This window comes from Tropicimonas marinistellae, from assembly GCF_001509585.1.
Lineage (GTDB): Bacteria > Pseudomonadota > Alphaproteobacteria > Rhodobacterales > Rhodobacteraceae > Tropicimonas > Tropicimonas marinistellae.
Window position 1 is genome coordinate 463,833 of the sequence record NZ_LNCI01000004.1, and the last position, 19,599, is coordinate 483,431.

At 62.9% G+C, this 19,599-nt stretch carries 16 protein-coding genes; 6 read left to right on the forward strand and 10 right to left on the reverse strand.

Features of this window, described 5'->3' with window-relative positions; translation table 11 throughout:
- Window positions 1-156: 156 nt before the first annotated feature.
- From ARC39_RS11015 to ARC39_RS11040, 6 genes are all read left to right on the forward strand, one after another.
- Entirely contained in the window at window positions 157-2,892 is a 2,736-nt protein-coding gene (locus tag ARC39_RS11015) for a cation-translocating P-type ATPase (protein WP_078059196.1), read from the forward strand.
- On the forward strand, window positions 2,876-3,436 hold the full coding sequence (locus tag ARC39_RS11020) for a phosphate-starvation-inducible PsiE family protein (protein ID WP_201455740.1): 561 nt from the start codon (window positions 2,876-2,878) through the stop codon (window positions 3,434-3,436). The genes ARC39_RS11015 and ARC39_RS11020 overlap by 17 nt, the downstream gene beginning before the upstream one ends.
- A 137-nt stretch (window positions 3,437-3,573) precedes the next feature.
- A complete protein-coding gene (locus ARC39_RS11025; protein WP_068114336.1) occupies window positions 3,574-4,872 on the forward strand; it encodes an efflux RND transporter periplasmic adaptor subunit in 1,299 nt (432 codons plus the stop codon).
- A 3-nt stretch (window positions 4,873-4,875) separates the two neighbouring features.
- Window positions 4,876-7,935: an efflux RND transporter permease subunit gene (locus ARC39_RS11030; protein WP_068114338.1), complete on the forward strand. Its 3,060-nt coding sequence runs from the start codon at window positions 4,876-4,878 to the stop codon at window positions 7,933-7,935.
- Window positions 7,936-8,030: 95 nt separating this feature from the next.
- Window positions 8,031-9,305, forward strand: a complete 1,275-nt coding sequence (locus tag ARC39_RS11035) for an MFS transporter (protein WP_161470956.1) — start codon at window positions 8,031-8,033, stop codon at window positions 9,303-9,305.
- Between the two features lie 167 nt (window positions 9,306-9,472).
- Entirely contained in the window at window positions 9,473-10,642 is a 1,170-nt protein-coding gene (locus ARC39_RS11040) for a patatin-like phospholipase family protein (RefSeq protein WP_068114342.1), read from the forward strand.
- Window positions 10,643-10,673: 31 nt separating this feature from the next.
- Here the strand turns inward: ARC39_RS11040 and gltS are convergent, their stop codons facing one another.
- From gltS to ARC39_RS11085, 10 genes are all read right to left on the reverse strand, one after another.
- Window positions 10,674-11,936, reverse strand: a complete 1,263-nt coding sequence (gltS, locus tag ARC39_RS11045; protein WP_068114343.1) for a sodium/glutamate symporter — start codon at window positions 11,934-11,936, stop codon at window positions 10,674-10,676.
- 48 nt (window positions 11,937-11,984) lie between these two features.
- Window positions 11,985-13,550 (reverse strand): putative outer membrane beta-barrel protein, encoded by a 1,566-nt coding sequence (locus ARC39_RS11050; RefSeq protein WP_068114346.1) that lies wholly within the window; start codon window positions 13,548-13,550, stop codon window positions 11,985-11,987.
- Between the two features lie 518 nt (window positions 13,551-14,068).
- Window positions 14,069-14,365: a GNAT family N-acetyltransferase gene (locus ARC39_RS11055; protein WP_068114348.1), complete on the reverse strand. Its 297-nt coding sequence runs from the start codon at window positions 14,363-14,365 to the stop codon at window positions 14,069-14,071.
- Window positions 14,362-15,018 carry a DsbA family oxidoreductase gene (locus tag ARC39_RS11060; RefSeq protein WP_068114350.1) on the reverse strand — a complete coding sequence of 219 codons (657 nt, stop codon included), beginning with the start codon at window positions 15,016-15,018 and terminating at the stop codon, window positions 14,362-14,364. Before ARC39_RS11060 ends, ARC39_RS11055 begins: the two co-directional genes overlap by 4 nt.
- A gap of 18 nt (window positions 15,019-15,036) precedes the next feature.
- The gene (locus ARC39_RS11065; protein ID WP_068114353.1) at window positions 15,037-16,917 is read right to left on the reverse strand and encodes a monovalent cation:proton antiporter-2 (CPA2) family protein; all 1,881 of its coding nucleotides are present in this window, start codon (window positions 16,915-16,917) and stop codon (window positions 15,037-15,039) included.
- Complete coding sequence (locus tag ARC39_RS11070) at window positions 16,917-17,531, reverse strand: NAD(P)H-dependent oxidoreductase (RefSeq protein WP_068114355.1); 615 nt, start codon at window positions 17,529-17,531, stop codon at window positions 16,917-16,919. The genes ARC39_RS11065 and ARC39_RS11070 overlap by 1 nt, the downstream gene beginning before the upstream one ends.
- A gap of 68 nt (window positions 17,532-17,599) precedes the next feature.
- A complete protein-coding gene (locus ARC39_RS25975) occupies window positions 17,600-17,956 on the reverse strand; it encodes a carboxymuconolactone decarboxylase family protein (protein ID WP_201455741.1) in 357 nt (118 codons plus the stop codon).
- 9 nt (window positions 17,957-17,965) lie between these two features.
- Window positions 17,966-18,184 carry a hypothetical protein gene (locus ARC39_RS25980; RefSeq protein WP_201455742.1) on the reverse strand — a complete coding sequence of 73 codons (219 nt, stop codon included), beginning with the start codon at window positions 18,182-18,184 and terminating at the stop codon, window positions 17,966-17,968.
- Between the two features lie 3 nt (window positions 18,185-18,187).
- Window positions 18,188-18,904 (reverse strand): glutathione S-transferase family protein, encoded by a 717-nt coding sequence (locus ARC39_RS11080; RefSeq protein ID WP_068114356.1) that lies wholly within the window; start codon window positions 18,902-18,904, stop codon window positions 18,188-18,190.
- On the reverse strand, window positions 18,891-19,499 hold the full coding sequence (locus ARC39_RS11085) for an NAD(P)H-dependent oxidoreductase (RefSeq protein WP_068114357.1): 609 nt from the start codon (window positions 19,497-19,499) through the stop codon (window positions 18,891-18,893). Before ARC39_RS11085 ends, ARC39_RS11080 begins: the two co-directional genes overlap by 14 nt.
- Window positions 19,500-19,599 lie beyond the last annotated feature (100 nt).

The window sequence follows — 19,599 nt, forward strand, 5'->3', positions numbered from 1 at the left end:
GTGATTGGCCAAGTGCGCGCAGGGGCGCGGTAAAATCTCACGAGATCCCTCACTGAGCCTGTTTGAAATCATCGCGTGGACTCCGGTGCAAGGGACGCTACGTTGAAATTGCAGAACCAGCCGAGCACTGAACGACCGCGTGAAGTGGAGTCACCCATGCCTCGGAACGACACACTCGTTGAAGAGCGACTGCCGGATGAAAGTCCGTGGACACTCGATGCCGCGGTTGTCGCTGACGGACTGGGCGTCGCTCCCGAGATGGGGTTGGACCAAAGCGAGGCGGCAACGCGGCTGACCACCTACGGCGAAAACCGCCTGCAGGAGGCAGCAGCCGAACCCGCATGGCGGATGCTGTTGCGGCAGTTCGCCAGCCCACTGCTGATCATCCTCATCGCGGGTGCGCTGATCTCGGCCTATACCGGGCATTGGGTCGACGCCGTTGCGATCTTCGCCATCGCGGTATTCAACGCCTTCATTTCGTTCTGGCAGGAATTCAAGGCGGAGCAATCCCTTGCCGCGCTGCGCGAAATGTCGGCGCCCAGTGCCCTGGTGCGACGGGGCGGAGAGATTGTCGAGGTGCCTGCCGCCGACATCGTTCCGGGCGACATCCTGAAGGTGAAGGCGGGTGACATCCTCGCCGCCGATATCCGTTTTCTGTCCGCCAGCAGAATGCAGGTGGACGAGGCCGCGCTCACTGGCGAGTCCGAGCCCGTCGACAAGCATTCCGACGCGATCGAGGGTGACGATGTCGTCCTCGCCGACCGGCTGAACATGGGCTTCATGAGCACGCTGGTGACCGGCGGGTCGGGCGAAGGGATCGTTGTCGGCACCGGCATGAAAACCGAGGTTGGCCATATCGCCGACCTGATGGCGACGGCGAAGGAGCCGAAGACGCCGCTGCAACTGAAGATTGAGAGCCTCTCGAAGATGCTGATCTTCGCGGCGCTGATCGTGGTCGCAATCGTGATCGGCATCGGCATCGTGAACGGCATGGACGCGGCGGAGATGATGAACACGGCGATCTCGCTCTCCGTGGCCGCCATCCCCGAGGGTCTGCCCACCGTCGTCACAATCGTGCTGACCCTGGGGTCCAAGAACATGGCCGCCAGCAACGCCCTGGCGCGGCGGTTGTCGTCGGTGGAAACGCTTGGCGCGACCTCGGTCATCTGCTCGGACAAGACCGGCACGCTGACGCAGAACCAGATGCAGGTGATGCGGGTCTGGGCCGGCGGCAAGAGCTGGACCGTCTCCGGCGAAGGCTTCGATCCGGAGGGCGCGTTCCTCGACGCCGACGGCCAGCCGGCCAATGTGGACGCCGAGGAAGACCTGCGGCCAATGCTGATGATCTCCGCCTACTGCAACGATGCGCGGATGATCGATGTCGACGGACGCCCCGGCGTGCAGGGCAACCCGACCGAGGGCGCGCTGGTGGTCGCCGCCGCCAAGGCCGGCATCTCCCGAGAGAAGATGCAGGCGGAGAATGTCGAGGCGCTGAAACACTTCCCCTTCGACTCCACGCGCAAGATGATGTCGGTTTTCGCGCGCATTCCCGACGGACGCACGGTGCTGGGCGCAAAGGGTGCGCCCGACGTGATCCTGAGCCGGGCCAGTCACGTGCGAATGGGCGGCGAAGATGTTGAGATGACGCCGGATCTCCGGGCCGAACTGGAAGCCGTCGTCGAGAGCTTCGGCGAGACGGCGTTGCGCACGCTGGCTGTTGCCGCGCGGTGGGTCTCCGAAGAAGATCTCGACCACGACGACCCGGAGCAGCAAATCGTGCTACTGGGCATTCACGGCATCATGGATCCGCCACGGCCCGAAGTGCCCGACGCCGTGTCGGAAGCCACCAGCGCGGGCATCCGCACCGTCATGATCACTGGCGACCACGCGGTCACCGCTCAGGCCATCGCGGAGCAGATCGGCGTCAGGACATCTGACGACCAGACCGTGCACACCGGCGCCGAGATCGACCGGATGGACGACACTGACCTGGCCGAAGTGACCAAGCACGCCGCGGTCTTTGCCAGGGTGACCCCCGAACACAAGCTGCGCATCGTCAACGCCATGCAGTCCAACGGCGAGGTCGCGGCCATGACCGGGGACGGCGTGAACGATGCGCCCGCCCTGCGCGCGGCCGATATCGGCGTCGCCATGGGCATCGCCGGCACGCAGGTTGCCAAAGACAGCGCCGCGCTGGTGCTGCTGGACGACAATTTCTCGACCATCGTGAAAGCGGTGCGCGAGGGGCGGCGGATCTTCGACAACCTGCTGAAGTTCATTCGGCAGGCGCTGACCGCCAACGTGGCCGAGGTGACGACGATCCTCTTTGCCTTCCTGCTGATGGGCGACGACCCGCTGTTGCCGATCACGCCGCTGATGATCCTCTGGGTCAACCTCGTGTCCGACGGCCTGCCGGCCCTTTCGCTCGGCTTCGAGGAGGGCGAGCCGGACCTGATGACACGCCCGCCGCGCCCGCGCGACGAGGGCATGTTCGGCGGTGGCATGAAGGAGCGTATCCTCATTCGGGGGACGGTGGTTGGGCTCCTGACCTACTACGTCTTCCAGGAGTTCCTGCAGCGCGGGGCGAGCCTGGAACATGCCCAGACGGCGGCCTTCATGACGCTGATCTTCTCGCAGATCTGGCACATATTCGACGCCCGCACGACCTCGACGATCTTCCGCAAATCCCCGCTGGGGAACCGCACGTTGCTGGCGGCGGTCGGTGTGTCGGTCGCCCTGTCCCTGCTTGCGGTCTACACGCCGCCGGGGCAATTCGTTCTGGGCACCACCTCTCTGCCGGTCTCGCACCTGCTCGGGACCTTCTTTGTGGCGGCCATCCCGACGCTTCTTCTGTCTGCCATCAAGGAGATGTTCGGTGTCAAATTCCTCTAGACAACAGGGTACGGCCGATCCGGAGACGGACGCCGGCCGCGACCACGAGACGCCAGCCACGGAAGTGCCCGGCAAGAAGGACGGGCACGTGGAGCTGGATCCGAACCACCCGGACCCGTGGGTACGTTGGGCAAACATCACCATACGGACCGGCGTCCGCGCGCTGGCAATGATGATGGTGGTCGTGATCTTTGCCGCGGTGATCGACACGGCATACAGCTTCTACGCGAAGCTGCTCAGTCCGCCCTTCCTGATCCTCGATATCGGCGACCTGCTGGCCGTGTTCGGCGCCGTTCTTGTCGTTCTGATTGCAATCGAGATCTACACAAACGTCACCCTCTACCTGACCTCCGATGTCATCCACGTGAAACTGGTTGTGGCGACCGCGCTCATGGCCGTCGCCCGAAAGGTCATCACGCTGGATCACAAGGAACTCGAACCCCTTTATTTCCTTGGCTACGCGATGCTCGGTTTGTCTTTCGGCATCGTCTACTGGCTGCTGTACCGCGAAGAGAAAAAAGGATCGGACGAGGGAAGGCCATGATCAGCAAGGATCATCCTCGCCAACTCTCGCGCCCCGTCAGAACCCGAACGGGGCAACCCGCACGTCTGTGCGGGAAATCAACGATGCGCCATCCCGCCTTCGCGAGACAGATGGCTCGGAACTGTGAGGAGAAAGATATGGTGGCGCCCCAATCCATCCGGAACCGTGGAAACTCCACCTCCCCCGGTCGCTGGATCACGCTCGCTGTAATGGCGCTGTTGGTCATGCCAACAACGATCCTGGCGCAGGAAGCGGCCGGGGAGGCACGCCCGGCCAAGGTCCTGACCGTGTCCGCGGCGGAACCGATCATCGAACGGGTCTATCCGGCAATCGCCCTTGCATCGAACGAGGCAGAGGTATCGTTCAGAGTGAGCGGACAGGTGGTCGACCTGCCGGTGCGCGCCTCTGAAAGCGTCGCCGAGGGCGCCGTACTGGCACAGTTGGATACGCGGGATTTCCAGTCCGAGATTGAGAGACTCGAAAGCCAGAGGGATCAGGCCGTGGCCGAGCTTTCGGCGTTGCGCACAGGTGCAAGGCCCGAGGAAATCTCGCGCCTTGAAGCTGCCGTCGAGGCTTCGCAGGCCGAGGTGGACCAGGCGCGCACCCAGTTCGATCGGACGCAGGAGCTGGTTACCCGTGGCGTTGTCCCGGCTTCGCAACTTGAACAACAGGAAGCCGCCCTGCGCGTTGCAGAGGCGCAGCTCACTTCGCAGATGGAACAACTCGCCATTGGCATGGTCGGGGGCCGTCCGGAAGAGATCCTAGCCGCGGAGGCGGCGCTGCGCGGACTTGAGGTGCAGATCGAAGGCGCGCGTGACGACCTTGAGGATGCGACCCTGCGCGCCCCCTTCGCCGGTATCGTCGCCCGCAGGGACATCGAGAATTTCACCAATATCGACGCGGGCCAAAGTGTTGCGCTCATACAGAACCTGAGCACCGTTCATGTCGAGTTCGATATACCGGGCGCCGACATTATCGCCCTGATGGCAAACGGTGCAGGAAACGTGACCAGCAAGGTCGAATTCGACGCGCTTCCGGATCAGAGTTTCGATACCGAACTGGTGGAGTTCTCCACCCAGGCGGACGCAGCGACCCAAACCTATCGCGGGCGCGTTTCCGTGGCGCTGCCGGACGGCACTGTCATCCTGCCCGGGATGGTCGCCCGCGTCATCTCGACGGCCCCGGCCACCACGATCTCGGCCGTCTCGGTTCCGATCACGGCCCTTGGAGCGGATGTTGAATCCGCGCCTTTCGTCTGGCTGGTCGACCCCGTGGCGAACACCGTTTCGGAGCGGCCGGTGACGCTCGGAGAAGCCACGGGAGACCGCGTTTTCGTTCTGGAGGGGCTTGAGGATGGGGACACCGTCGTCACCGCCGGCGTGAGCCAGTTGATGGACGGGATGGCGATCCGGCCAATCACCGGGATCGGTGAGTAACCCATGGATTTCGCGAGATTTTCCATCGAGAAGCGCCTCATCTCGGCGCTGTGCACCTTCCTCATTCTCGGGTTGGGCTATTTCGCCTATACCTCCCTCCCACGGTTCGAAGACCCGGAATTCATCATCCGGCAAGCCCAGATCATCACACCTTATCCCGGGGCGTCGGCGGAAGAGGTTGCCGAGGAGGTTACCGAGGTCGTCGAGAACGCCCTGCAACAGCTGCAAGGGGTCAAGGAGGTCGGGTCCGTTTCGGCGCCGGGGCTGAGTACCGTCACGGTGGAATTCACGATCCAGTCCACGCCAGACTTCCCGACGTTGCATCAGCGGTTCTCGCAGATGCGATCGAAGATCCTCGACATTCAGGGCGAGTTGCCGCCGAATGCTGTGGAGAGCCGGGTCTACGACGACTTCGGCGACGTCTACGCGCTTTATTTCGCCATTGTCGGGGACGGCTACTCGATGGCAGAGCTTCGCGACTACGCGAAGGGCTTGCAACGTGAGCTGGTGACGGTGGAGGGGGTCTCGAAGGTGATCCTGACCGGCGAGCAGGACGAGGTCATCTTTGTCGAGTATGCGCCCGCCCGCCTGATCGAACTGGGAATGTCGCCGGAACAGATTGCCCAGGTGCTGGAGGGCCAGAACCTCGTTGTGCCCAACGGGTCGGTCGTCGCCGGTGAGCGCCGCATCGCGGTGCGTCCGAGTGCGGCGGTGGATTCTGTCACGGCCGTGGAGAACCTGGTGATTTCGGCCCCGCAGAGCGGGGCTTCGTTCCGGTTGTCCGATATCGCCACGGTTTACCGTGGGTATGCGGATCCCCCGGAGTTCCAGCTCTACAGGGACGGCCGGCCGGCAATCGGAATGGGGGTCTCCAACACGCTTGGCGGCAATGTCGTGAACATGGGCGAAGCGGTGAAGGCGAAGATCGAGGCGTTGACGTCCGAACGCCCTATCGGGATCGACATCCTCCCGATCTCCGACCAGTCGGCCAGCGTCAAGGACTCGGTCAACGACTTCGTCATGAACGTCGTGCTCGCGCTGGTGATCGTTGTCGGCGTGCTCTTGATCTTCATGGGGCTGAGGTCCGGCATACTGATGGGTGGCATTCTTCTTGTCACCGTCGCGGGGACGCTGTTCGGGATGTATATCTTCGGGCTGGATATGCAGCGGATTTCGCTCGGGGCCCTGATCATTGCCCTCGGCATGCTCGTCGACAACGCCATCGTCGTTGTGGAGGGAACGCTGGTTCGGGTCCAGCGGGGCGAGAGCGCACGTGACGCTTCCATCGCGACGGTTGCCCAGACCAAGTGGCCGCTGCTTGGCGGCACGATCGTTGGCCTGCTGGCGTTTTCGCCGATTGGCCTGTCACCGGACAACACGGGGGAATATGCGGGGAGCCTGTTCTGGACGATCTCGATCTCGCTCTTGTTCTCCTGGCTCGTCGCGGTCTGGCTGACGCCGTATTTCTGCACGCTGATGCTGAAGCCCGGGTCGCAGGACGGGGATACGGAAGAGAACAGGGTTCTCGCATGGTATCGTTCGGTGCTGGAGAAGGCGCTGAAGTATCGCTATGCGACCGTCGGCATCGTTGTCGCCTTGTTCCTCTCTGCACTTGCCGGCTTCTCCCTTGTTCCACCGGGCTTCTTTCCGGCCAGCACGCGGGCGCAGTTCGTGATCGACTACACGCTGCCGCAAGGCACGGATATCTCACAGACACGGGCGGACCTGATCTCCATCGAGGAGCATGTTCGCGACCTCGACGGCGTCACCTCGACCAACCTTGCCGTTGGCGGCGGGCATGCACGTTTCATGCTCATCTATTCGAGCGAGGACCGGAACTCGGCCTATGGGCAGATCCTGGTGGACGTGGATGATTACCGGCGGATCGACGACCTGCAGCCCGCGTTGCAGGATTGGATCGTCGAGACCTTCCCGGCCGCACATTCGAAGGTCTGGAAGTTCGTTCTGGGACCCGGCGGCGGATCCAAGATCGAAGCCCGGTTCCTTGGCTCCGATCCGGTGGTCTTACGCGGGCTTGCCGGGCAAGCCGCGCAAATCCTGCAAGACGCCGGCGCCGTGGCGATCAAGGACGACTGGGGCGAACAGGTCAGTGTCATTCGGCCGGTCATCAACACGGACAATGCGCGCCGGCTTGGCCTGACCCAGGGCGAGATTTCGAACGCGATCTACGCTCATCTGGATGGGGCGGGGATCGGAGTCCTGCGGGAAGGTGACGACCTTCTGAATATCGTGATGCGCCCATTCGAGGGTGACCGAGACAACATCGCTGACCTCTCGAACATCCGCGTCTTCAGCAACCTGGCCGGCGGCTACGTTCCCATCACGCAGGTTGTGGATTCCTTCGACCTCGTGTTCGAGACGAGCAACATGCGGCGGGTCGACCGCCAGCTGGCCATCACCACCCAGGCCGACCCCGCACCCGGGGTTCTGTCCGGCGACCTGTTCGACGACATTCGCGGCCCCATCGAGGAAATCGAACGTCCGCCGGGCTACAGCCTCGCCTGGGAAGGCGAATACGGGGACTCGCAGGAGGCGAATGCCGGTCTCGCCTCGACCATGCCCATGGGCTTCGGGGCCATGGTGCTGGTCGTGTTCCTCCTCTTCAACGCGATCCGGCAGCCCGTCGTTATCTGGCTGACTGTCCCGCTTGCGCTGATCGGAGTGGTCTGGGGGCTGGCGATAACGCAGACACCGCTGGAGTTCATGGCGATTTTGGGGGTGCTCTCCCTGACGGGGATGCTCATCAAGAACGCGATCGTCTTGATCGACGAAACGGACTCGCAGATTTCGGCTGGAAAGGACCGGTACCAGAGCGTGATCGACTCGGCTGTGAGCCGTGTGCGGCCGGTTTCGCTTGGCGTGCTGACGACGGTGCTCGGCGTCATGCCGCTGCTCTGGGATCCGTTCTTCAAGTCTCTCGCCGTGGTGATCATCTGCGGACTCAGCTTCGCGACGATCCTGACGCTTGTGATCGTGCCGACGCTCTATGCCATGTTCTTCCGTATATCGTCGGAGGCGGAGGCCGTGCCCGAAGCTGAATAGCCGTCGACCCTGGGGCGTTCGCCATGGCCCAACGGGTCTGACGCCATCGCCCCAGGCTCTTGTTCGGCGGGCAATGGAACGTGCCGAACGCAAAGGTGACACGAGACGTGAATCTGAACGCCAATCTGTTTTCTCTTCGCGCAGTCATGATCGCGATGGCGACCGTGCAGCTGTCCACGGCAACGCTTGGCACGCTGGTCGCGGTGTACTTTGCCGAGATTGGCTCCTCGCAGGAAATCGTCTCGCTGGCGACTGCCGCCTATTCGCTTGGGTTCATGGTCGGTTGTTTCGTCGTCGCTGGATCGATCGCCAACATCGGCCATATACGGGCCTATTCCGCCTCTGCTGCGATTTGTTCGATCTCTGCGCTGCTCTTTTTCCTGAGCGAGAATGTCGGGGTTCTTGTTGTCTCGCGTTTCGCGGTTGGTCTCGCAACGGCGAGCCTGTTCGCCATCGGCGATGCCTGGATCAGCGAGAAAGCCGCCCCCAACCTCCGGGGACGTGTGCTTTCGGTCTACGCGATCCTGTTGGGGTTGATGTCGGTCGGGAGCCAGTTGCTCCTGATCTTTGGCCCCGAGGACCTCGACCGGCTGTTCGTTCTGCTCTCCGTCATCTATTCGATCTCGGTCATCGTGATCGACACCACGCGAACCAGCCCGCCGGACTCGAAGTCAAAGGCAAATGTCCGACCGCGTGCTTTGCTCAAGGAAGCGCCGACAGCGTTCTGGGGGGCGCTTGCCATTGGAATGGTGTCGGCGGCGGTCCTGAATGTCGCCCCGTTCGGCGCATCGGTACAGGGGGTCAGCACCGAGGACATCGCGCTGATGATCGCGGCGATTTATCTTGGGCGTGTCCTCTTCCAGTTTCCGCTTGGCAAGGCGTCTGATCGCATGGACCGGCGGATCGTCATCTTCGGGATGGCCGTGGTCGCGGCAACCGTGTTCCTTGGCTTCGCGGTTTTGGACGACCCGCAGAGAGAAGCCCCCGACATCGAGACCGGATCGCTCGCACATATCGCCTTTCTGGGCGCGCTGGCAGTGCTGGGTGGCAGTTTGCTCACGATGTATTCCGTTCTTGTCGCGCACGCGAGTGACCGTGCCGTGCCCGTCTATGTCGCGTCCAGCGCCGTGACGATGCTGTTCGTCTGGACATCGGGCAGCGTTGTTGGCCCCCTTGTGATCAGCGTGCTGTCCGCATTCTTTGGAGACCAGGCGCTTGTCTGGACGATTTTCGCGATCATGGCCGGTTTGGCGTTCTTCGTCGGGAAGCAGCTACGAACCGTCGAACCGCCCGCGCGGGCCGAGCGGACAGCCCACCAAGACGTTGTGACAACCAGCGTGGACGTCGCGCCAACCGAGAAGGCGAAATAGGGCGCCCCATGAGAACAATCGTCAAACCGTCGTCCGACCAACAAGAGCCGTGGCCCCATTCACCAAGGCCGACCGCTTGGTTGCCTCGTTGGCAGGAGCGGGCGCGAAAGCTAAGCTTCGTCTGCACGCGCAAACCTGCCGGAAGGTGGATGCGAATAGGGGGGCGGATGCAGCGAATTGTGGCGGTGTTCCTGATGGTCGCACTCGTCGGCTGTAGCGGAGTTCCCAGGAATCCGGTCGATATCGACGATCTTGAGAACGTGGGCATCCGCGGCATCGAGGGAGCGCGCTACTGGGGCGATACCGCCCCGATCAACTATGGCGAATTGCTGGCCGAGGTTGAGGCGCAAAGGCGGGCGTCGGGTTTGCTCGGCAACTACTCCACGCTGTCGCTGTCGGGAGGCGGAGAGGACGGCGCGTTCGCGGCGGGCATTCTGACCGCCTGGTCCGAAGCCGGCACACGCCCTGAATTCCTGAGTGTGACCGGCGTTTCTACCGGCGCGCTGGCCGCTCCCTTTGCCTTTCTCGGTCCGGACTATGACGATGAGCTTCGTCGCCTTTACGGCGGCCTTCCCCCCGAGAGCATCTTCGAGAAGCGCGCGCTGACGGGCATCCTGTCGAATGCGTCTGCGCTCAGTTCGGGCCCGTTGGAACGCCTGATCGCGGAATATGTCACCCCCGAATTCCTCGCGAAGATCGCAGCCGAACACCGGCGCGGCCGGAGGTTGATCGTGCAATCGACCAGCCTCGATGCACAGCGTCCGGTGAATTGGGATCTCGGAGCGATTGCGGCAAGCGGTGCGCCCAATTCCGTAGAGGTGTTCCGGAATGCGTTGCTGGCCTCGGCATCCATTCCCGTGGTCTTTCCGCCCGTCCTGATCGAGGTTGAAACACCAGCGGGCCAGCGCGACGAACTGCACGTAGACGGCGGCGTCGTCTCCCAAGCTTTCTTCTTCCTGGGCTGGAGAGAGGGAGCCGGACTCTCCGGCAGACCGACGTTGTACTTCATTCGCAACGGTTCGGGATCGCCCGAACCGAGAACCACGTCCGCGAGCATCCCGGCGATTGCAATGCGCTCGATTGCGACGCTCACGAAGGCGCAGGGGACGAATGACCTCTTGGTGGGGTACAAGCTCGCAAACGCGGCCGGAGGAACGTACAAGGCGACCTGGATCGGTGACGACTTCACGACAGAGCGTCCCAACCAGCGCTTCGACCGGCAATACATGCAGGCGCTCTTCGAATACGGCTATCGCCGCTTCAAGCACGGTGGCCTCTGGAGCAACCAACCGCCGTTGATCGAAGATCTCGAAAACGTTGAAATCGCCCGGCGATGAGACACCGCCGTCGGTTTGGCGCCGGTGGATTTTACCAGACCGTCAGGAAGAGCTTGATGATGAACGCGTTCGCGATGTCGACGAAGAATGCCGACACCAGCGGCAGCACGATGAAGGCCAAGGGCGAAGGCCCGTAGCGTTGGGTCACGGCCGTCATGTTGGCAATCGCGGTCGGGGTCGCGCCGAGCGTGACGCCGGTGAAACCCGACGAAATGACACTCGCGAAATAGTCCCGCCCCATGGCGCGGAAGACGACCAGCACGATGAATGCTGTTGCGACGAGGGCTTGCATCACCATCGTGACGGCAAGAAGCGCGGCGCTGGACGCAAGCGTCCAGAGTTCCATGCTCATCAGCGACATGGACAGGAACACTGACAGGCTGAACTCCGATATCAGGTTTGTGGTCTTGCCGCGCGGGGACAGGTTTCGGCGCGGAAACAGGGACGGGACCAGATTTGCCAGGAGGATCGCCGTGAGAAGGCACGGCACGAAGAGCGGGAGTTTGATGCCGTTCGCGCCAAGGGTATCGAAGATGACGTATCCTATCGCGATGGAGACGTGGATCCACAGGACGCTTTGCATGATTGATTCCTGGGTGATCTCGTCGCCGGGTTCGCGTTGGTCGCCCGGTGCGGTCCTCGTTTCGTCCTTTTCCGGTGCGGCCGCGGTTCCGATGTGCCCTTCCGGCAGCGGGCCGGGCACAAGGTTGTTCCGTTCAATGAGGAACTTGGCGATCGGACCGCCCAGAATGCTCGCCATGATCAGACCGATGGTCGCCGCGGCGATGCCAAGTTCGGCGGCGCCGGAAATCCCGTATTCGGCTTCTATGGTTGGCCCCCAGGCGATCGCCGTGCCATGCCCACCGATCAACGACGCCGTTCCCAGCAATACGCCGGATTGTGGGGGCAACCCGAAGAGCGTGGCGCCTGCCACACCGATCATGTTCTGAACGAACATATAGGTTATCGTCAGCACGAGCAGGATCGCGAGGATTGGGCCACCCCTCAGCAGGTCAGAGACCCGCGCGTTGAGCCCGACAGTGGTGAAGAAGTACACGAGCAGGAAGTCACGCGCGACGAGGTCGTAGACGATTTCCCGCCCCGTCACCGAAACGATGGCAAGGGCGATCAACGCCGCGACGATGCCACCGCTGACCGGCTCCGGAATGCTGTACCGCTGAAGGACAGGATACCGCGCCGTCATCCGGGCTCCGAGGAAATAGACCAGGATGCCGAGGTTGATTGTCTCGAATGCCGTCACTTGGAACGGTTGCAGGATTTCCGTGTTCTCCATGGCGCAGCTTCGATCCTTCTCGGAGGCCCCTCGGGCGGTCGCAGCGTCTCAGAACCGGTATCCCAGCATGGCCGTGACCCCTTTTCTGGTATCCCCGTAGGTACCGGTTAAGGTCAGTTCCATGTTGTTTCCGAACTGCTTGTAGAGTCCCGCCCGCGCCGACCATTCTTCGTGTTCAAGCCCGATCCTGAAATCGAGGTCATCCCCATCCGGCAGGGAGATGTTGCCGACCATCTCGTTTTCGAGCTTCAGCCATTCCGCGCCCACCATCAGCCGAAGGCGGTGCCGCGGGAAGTAATATCCAACTTGCGGCGTGATCGTGTAGGCGGTCGACTCGGTTCCGGCATCCTCCGTAACTGTCGTCATGGCGGTTCCGGTCACCGAAGCAAAGTAGTTTCGCCAGCCGGCACCCAATGTGGCGCCTCCGCCGTAAACAAATGAATCGATGTCGATCTTTGCGTCGATCACGTCTGGCAACCCGACAAGCTGCCCGAGACCGGTTGTCCGGATCTTCAAGTCACCTCTGGCGTCGAGTTCACCGAACAGCGCCATGAGGTTCAGAAACGGAACGGGGAACCAATCGACGCGGATCTGCGGCATGTTGGTGTCGATGTCGATTCCCGATCCGTTCGGATCAAAGATGGCCTCGATCAAGGCGCGCTCACCGTTGATCTCGAAGCTCGTGAAATCCAGCATCGTCGACAGGTCGGTGTACATCAAGCTGATGCCAAACGGTTTCGGGAACTCGTACCCGGCGGCCCGCGCCTGCCGTCCCCAGATCGGGAAAGTGCGGTCGATATTGACCCGCACGGGGGTGTCGAAGGCACCCAGGTCGACACCGGCGGGGATGGCAGCGGCTCTTGGCGTTACATCGTTGCCATCCGCGTCAGTGTAGCTGATCGCGGTACTTCGCGTCGTGGTCACGAAACGCCCCCCGCCGGGCACAACTCCGAGGAAGAGGTCCCGTGCGACGATGGTGTTCACCGTGTCCTGGATGACATCGGTCCCGTTCGCCGCGCGCGAGAAGCGAACGTCCATCGTGTAGTCGGTTACGCGCGTCCCGTCATGGAGAAAGGCCCGGCCGTCATCCAGTTCGAGCAAAATCCGCTCCACCCGGTCGCCGTCCACCCAGATACGTCCCTGCAGGAACCGCATCCAGGCGATGTCCTGCGGCAGCGCAAACGGAGTGTAGCGGAAGCGGATGACGGCCTTGTCGCCATTGGTCGATTCTACGGCGACGGTGTCCGGGTCGTAGCCGATCTGTAGGGTCCGGATTTGGTGCTGGAGCCGCATGCGGTTCTCCAGAACGGAGCGGAACCGCCGGGGTGACGCCGTTGTCGGGGCCGCATCCTCGAACCGCAGCACCAGATCGATCCCGGCAGGGGTCGAGGGGTCGAATTCGATCAGAAGCCGATCCTTGTAGATTTCGCTTTCGGTGTTCACCTCGATTTCGGCGAAGCGCGTGTAGCTCAGGTCGGTCGACAACTCCGATACCATGAGTTCAATCGCGCTCGGATCGATGCCGCGTTCCGTCAGAGCGTCACCGATGGCCGTAGCCGGCGCGCCGAGGATGCCCAGCAACAGTACGAGTGCGGCAAAGTGTTTCTTCAGCATTCCTGTTGCTCTCCGAAGAAATGCGTTTCCAGTCGTCGAACGGTGTCTGGCAAGTGTTGCGGTGGCGGCAGGTTCGTCCCTCGAGCCTGTCGGTGTCATCTTCCCTATTGGGTGAAACTTACGGGGACTGGGCCAGCGCCGGTCAAGCTGGAGCGAGCCAATTTGGCTCACCCGTGCTCGATCGACGCCTGCAGGGTGAGGGCCGGCAATTTGACCTCGCGTCGAACGCGCCACGGTCCGGAAAATCCTGGCATCGGCGCGGGTCGCGAATTCGGGCTGTCTGGCGTTGGACCCTCGGTCAAGACTGCCCGCGATGTGCCGTGGTCGTTGCCTGATGCGACCACGGATGCGTGTCTGTTCGCCGATGTGCATCGGCAACGAAGGACGGCGAGCAGACTCGCGGCAGTGCTCACGCACCAACCGAGCAGTTTCGTTGAGAGCCAACCTGCTCTGCTCTCGGGGAACCGCAACGCACTACGAAGGCGAACGCGGGTATCACTTCGGCTTGTCGGCTTCTCTCAGCGGTCCTTGAGCACGTCCTGCCATTCCGGGTGGCGGGCGATCTGCGCCTTGGCAAACGGGCAGAGTGGGATGATCTTGCGACCCTCGTCGCGCGCATCGGCGACCGCCCGTGCGACCAGCGCCTGACCGGCCCCCCGACCGCGAAGGGCATCGGGCACACCCGTGTGATCGATGATGATCGACCCCGGTCCCGCACGGGAATAGGTGAGCTCTGCCTCGTGCCCGTCGAGTGTCAGCCAGTAGCGGCCCTTGGTTTCGCCTTCGTCGCGATGGATGTCGCCCGAATAGGTCATGCCGCGCGCTCCGTGACAGTGTGTTGCAGGATACGAGCGTAATTATCCTCGCCTTGCGCACCTGTCACGAGGTGTCGGCGTGCGAAGATCATCGCCGGTACGCCGGAAATACCGCGGGAGGTCCAGAAGTGTTCCTTCTGGCGCACCAACTCCGCCTTGTCGCCGTTCATGAGCATGTCCAGCGCGGCGCCCCGATCCAGCCCGATCCCGGCCGCCACGCCCGCGAGCACGTTCGGATCGTTCAGATCCTCCCGCCGGGTGAAGAAAGCCCCGAACAGGGCAAGCTTGGCGTCGTGGGCCTTGCCATGGTCGCCCGCCCAATCGATTAGCTGGTGCGCCCGGAAGGTATTCACCATCCGCATATCGTCGGTGTACTCGAGGGTGAAACCCAGCGCCGCGCCCATCTCGGTCAGCCGTATACGGGCCTGGCGTGATCCCTCCGGAGTCGTGCCGTACTTTGCGGCAAGATGCTCGCGCAGGTTTTCGCCCTCTTCGGCCATCTGTGGGTTCAGTTCGAACGGGTGCCAATGCACCTCTGTTTCGATGCCAGTCTCCCGTGCGGCCTTCGCCAACTGGTGATACCCGATCACACACCACGGGCAGACAACGTCGGAAACGATGTCGACGCGTATTGGCTTGAGGTCTTCGGTCATGGGAGTCCTTTCATCCGGTCACAGGCTCGCATCGCCCTTGGGCGGTGGGGTCCAACCACGCTCGGACCTGTCGAAACTGTCGAGCCGGTCTTCTTTCATCAGGTCGAACAGCGTTTGGGAATGGGCGCGCATGGCGTCGATATAGGAGGCCGAGACACCCTCGGTGTTCCATGTCTCGCGCAACGCGTCCAGTTGCCGGTGGTCATGGGCACGGAAGGTCCGGCGGGCGGTTTCGGCCCGGAAGGGGTGGTTTCCGAGCGCAACCAGCGCATCGCGCCCCATGCTCAGGGCACCCTCGAAGGTCTCGCGCGCGGCGATGTGGGCACCGGCGTTCTCCAGGTCATAGACGTGGTGCCGATCGATGGCGCGGGCATGGATGGTCACGTTGGGATAGCTGTGGGCGACGTGGCGCACGAGTTCCGTCTGCTTCTCCCGATCATCGAGCGCGGCGACGAAGAGCTTGGCCGTCTCCAGCCCGGCACTGTGCAACAGGTCGGGCCGGGTGGCATCGCCGTAATAGGCCCGGAAGCCGATCTTCGAGAGGTTCTCGATGGTTTCGGGGTCGTGGTCCAGAACAGTCACCTTGTAGCCATTCGTCACCAGCAGGCGCGTGATGATCTGCCCGACCCGCCCAATGCCGGCCACGACGACGGTTCCGGCCTCGTCGATCTCGTCCGGTTCGCGGTCTGCAGACGCAACGGAGCGGGGTGCCAGGACCTTTTCGTGCAGGATGAAGAGGAGTGGCGTCAGCAGCATCGAGAGCGCCACGACCAGCGTCATGGTGGAAACCAGCTCGGCCGGGAGCACGCCCGCGACCAATGTGAAGCCGAACAGCACGAAGGCGAATTCCCCGGCCTGGGCCAGCCCGAGGGTGAAGAGCCAGCGGTCCGCGCCGCCAAGGCCAAAGGCGGTTGCCAGCCCGTAGAGCAGCGCCGCCTTCAGCGCCATCAGCCCGACCGCGAGGCCGACAAGCCCGATTGGGTTGGAGAACAGCAAGCCGAAATCCACACCCGCGCCGACGGTGATGAAAAAGAGGCCGAGCAGCAGGCCCTTGAAGGGTTCGATATCGGATTCCAGCTCGTGCCGGTATTCGCTGTCGGACAGCACGACGCCGGCAAGGAAAGTGCCGAGGGCGGGCGAAAGGCCGACGTAATTCATGGCGAGCGCGATCCCGATCACCAGCATCAGCGCGGCAGCGGTGAAGATCTCGCGCAGGCGGGCTTCGGCGATGAAACGGAAGACGGGGCGCATCACGGTCCGGCCGGCAAGGATGATGGCGGCAATGATCGCGAGGATCGCCAGCGCCTGCGCCCAATCCGGCAGCGCATCGAAGGCCGTGGGGGCCGCATGGCCGTGGCCCTCGGCTCCGTGTGCATCGTCATGGCCGGTGCCGACCGCCAGCAGCGGCATCAGCGCAAGCATCGGGATCACGGCGATATCCTGTGTCAGCAGGACCGAAAACGCGCTCTTGCCGCCTATCGTCTGCATCCAGCCCTTTTCGTTCAGCGTCTGCAGCACGATGGCGGTCGACGAGAGCGCAAGGATCATGCCGAGGGCCAGCGCAGCCTGCCAGGCCAGACCGAACGCGAGGGAGACAGCGGCAATCGCCACCGTCGTTCCAACGACCTGCAAGCCGCCAAGCCCGAGCAACTGTGTCCGCATCCGCCAAAGCATCGCCGGTTGCAGCTCCAGCCCGACGAGAAACAGCATCATGACGACGCCGAACTCCGCGAAATGCTGCAACTCGACTGTCTCGTGCCCGACGATTCCGAGCACCGGGCCGATGACGACGCCGGCAATCAGGTAGCCGAGCACGGAGCCGAGACCGAGGCGGTTGGCAAGCGGCACGGCGACCACGGCGGCGACGAGGTAGACGAAACCGGCGGCGAGGAATTCCATCAGGCTGTCTCCGGTGCAGCCGCGTGGGACGCAGCGATGTCGTTGAGGGTGCGGGCGGCGCGGGCGGCCGGGATGTCGAGCCGGTCGTCGCGCAGCGCGGTCAGCAGGCCGCGCCATGCCGCCACATGGTCCCCGCGGCGCGCTTCCTCGACCGCCCGCCCTGCGCCGTAGATCGCGAAAGGTGCGAGGTAGCGCATCCCGCAGAGATCGGCTGTCTTTTCGAAGGGCGCCAACAGGTCGCGCAGATAGGCGCCGTTGCCACCCTCGGGCCGATAGGAGGATTCCAGCGCACCGCAGGAGACGGCATTGAGGGTCACCTTGCCGTCCAGTGCATGCCCGTGCTTGCCATAGGCAAAGCCGTGTTCCAGCACGAGATCCTGCCACTCGCGGACAATTGCAGGCGCGGAATACCAGTAGATCGGGTGCAGGAAGACGATCGCGTCGTGATCCACCAGCCGCCGCTGCTCGCGCGCCACGTCGATCTCGAAGGTAGGATATTCGCCGTAGAGGTCGACACAGGTGACGCCCTCCGTCTGCCCGGCCACGTCGAAGAGCGGGCCACTGATCTCGGAACGGTCGAGGCGGGGATGGGCGATATATACGAGCGGTTTCATGATCTATCCATGCAACACAGGCGCGCCCGACGACAACCACCGGGCGCGAGACTTGAGGTCGGAGACCATCACCGGTCGTCCGGGTGGACCCAGGCGTATTTGTCCATGCCGCGGTCGAGGCGGGTATGGGCGAGCGCGTTGGTGAAGTTGGAGATCAGCTTCGCCGCCAGCCCTGCCAGCACATCAAGCGCCGCCTTGCGATCATATCCGGCGTCGAGGAACGCCTGCAGGCGATCGTCGCCGATATGACCGCGCGTCTCCAGCAGTTCGCGGGCAAAGCTTTGCAAGGCGGCCAGCTTGGGGTCGGCCAGAGTGCGGCCTTCGCGCAGGTCCTCGATGATGTCATCCGGCATCTTTGCCATCTTCATCATCATCGTGTGGCCCGCCATGCAGTAATGGCAGCGGTTGATGTAGTTCGAGGTCATGAAGACCACCTACGCCTCCGGCGGTGAAAAGGAGGAGCGGCGCAGGAACCGGTCGAAAGCCACGAGATAGGACTCATAGGTGACCGGCGATTCCGCGAAGAGCGCATGCAGGCTGACCAGACCGCCGAACTCCTTCACGGATTGGTCGATGAGCGGCTTGGAAGCCTCGGGTGCGCTGGCCTTGGTGTGATATTCGAAGGCGATGGCGGCTTTTTCGGTGTCGAGCATGGGTCAGGCTCCTTTGACGTCGGAGGCGAAGCGGGCGGCGTTTTCTTTCACGAAGGCGGCGGCGTCGGCGGTCTCATCCCAGAATTGCGGCTGCGCCTTGGGGATAGTGAGCGCCCTTTGCACGGCCGGGCGGGCGTCGATCCGGTCGAACCAAGCGTTGAGATGGGGCAGACCCTCGACGGAGACATGCGCCCAGGGATAGGCCCGCGCCCAGGGGTAGATCATCATGTCGGCGATGGAGTAGTCGCCCACGATGTAGTCGCGGCCTTCGAGACGTGTGTTCAGCACCTCCATCAACCGGCGGCTCTCGTCCACGTAGCGCTTGATGGAAAACGGCTCTTCGTGGCCGTTGGGCGCGGCGATGCGCTGGAAATACATCGCCTGCCCCATCATCGGCCCGACATGGCCAACCTGGAAGAACAGCCATTGCAGGGTTTCCGACCGGGCCACCGGGTCGTCCGACAGAAACTTCCCGTACTTCTCTGCCAGATGCCACAAGATCGCGCCGGACTCGAAGATCGCCCGGTCCTCGGACCGATCCACGATGGTCGGGATCTTCGCATTCGGGTTGAGCTTCACATAATCGGGCGTCTTCTGCTCCTGCTTCGAGAAGTCGATGAAGGTCAGGTCATAGGGCACGCCGGCTTCTTCAAGGAAGATGACCGGTTTGTAGCCGTTCATCGTGGCGGCGGTGTAGAGATGAATATCAGGCTGCGGCATGGCGCGCCTCGGCGAAGACGTTGGCCAGATGCACGTCGAACCGGGAGAGGTCGGCCTCGATCTGTGGGTTCTTCATCACGTCGAACGCGGCGAAGGTGGGCAGCGGTTCCATTGCGAGGAAACGCGCGTTCAGGTGCATTGGGCGCAACAGATCATCGACGGACGCGCCGTGGAAAAACGGCTCGGAGGCGTCGTCGAAGGCCTCTTTCGGCGCATTGAACGTTACCGAGAGCATGTACTTGGTGCCCTTGAGCGCACCGCCCATGCCGTAGTTCGCCTTGGGCGCCTCGGGGCTGCGGCCGTCGCCGGAGGCTAGCCGCCCATCCATCCCGGCGGTGTAGACATCGTCCATGTATTTCTTGAAGGACCAAGGCGCGCCCATCCAGTTTACCGGGAATTGCATGATGACGGTGTCGGCCCATTGGTGGCTTTCGACCTCCGTTTCGGCGTCATAGCCATCGGCGACTTTCGTGACGCGGACCTCGTGGCCAAGATCTTCGAGGTAGCTTTTTGCCCGCTCGACGAATGTCGCGTTCAGGCGGCCTTCGGCGAAGGGATAGGGCTGATGTCCGTTGAGGATGAGGATCTTGCTCAAGGGTCTGTTCCTTTGTCTCGCTTCCACCGCCGCTTGACACAGGGCGGGCTGGGGGAGAAATTGTGTTCCCAGAAAACGGAAATCAACCAGTATACTTTTG

Excerpts from the sequence above, each read along its gene's own strand:
- ARC39_RS11015 (WP_078059196.1), top strand. The coding sequence starts at position 157 with ATGCCTCGGAACGACACACTCGTTGAAGAGCGACTGCCGGATGAAAGT.
- ARC39_RS11025 (WP_068114336.1), top strand. The coding sequence starts at position 3,574 with ATGGTGGCGCCCCAATCCATCCGGAACCGTGGAAACTCCACCTCCCCC.
- ARC39_RS11030 (WP_068114338.1), top strand. The coding sequence starts at position 4,876 with ATGGATTTCGCGAGATTTTCCATCGAGAAGCGCCTCATCTCGGCGCTG.
- ARC39_RS11040 (WP_068114342.1), top strand. The coding sequence starts at position 9,473 with ATGCAGCGAATTGTGGCGGTGTTCCTGATGGTCGCACTCGTCGGCTGT.
- gltS (WP_068114343.1), bottom strand. The coding sequence starts at position 11,936 with ATGGAGAACACGGAAATCCTGCAACCGTTCCAAGTGACGGCATTCGAG.
- ARC39_RS11050 (WP_068114346.1), bottom strand. The coding sequence starts at position 13,550 with ATGCTGAAGAAACACTTTGCCGCACTCGTACTGTTGCTGGGCATCCTC.
- ARC39_RS11055 (WP_068114348.1), bottom strand. The coding sequence starts at position 14,365 with ATGACCTATTCGGGCGACATCCATCGCGACGAAGGCGAAACCAAGGGC.
- ARC39_RS11060 (WP_068114350.1), bottom strand. The coding sequence starts at position 15,018 with ATGACCGAAGACCTCAAGCCAATACGCGTCGACATCGTTTCCGACGTT.
- ARC39_RS11065 (WP_068114353.1), bottom strand. The coding sequence starts at position 16,917 with ATGGAATTCCTCGCCGCCGGTTTCGTCTACCTCGTCGCCGCCGTGGTC.
- ARC39_RS11070 (WP_068114355.1), bottom strand. The coding sequence starts at position 17,531 with ATGAAACCGCTCGTATATATCGCCCATCCCCGCCTCGACCGTTCCGAG.
- ARC39_RS25975 (WP_201455741.1), bottom strand. The coding sequence starts at position 17,956 with ATGACCTCGAACTACATCAACCGCTGCCATTACTGCATGGCGGGCCAC.
- ARC39_RS25980 (WP_201455742.1), bottom strand. The coding sequence starts at position 18,184 with ATGCTCGACACCGAAAAAGCCGCCATCGCCTTCGAATATCACACCAAG.
- ARC39_RS11080 (WP_068114356.1), bottom strand. The coding sequence starts at position 18,904 with ATGCCGCAGCCTGATATTCATCTCTACACCGCCGCCACGATGAACGGC.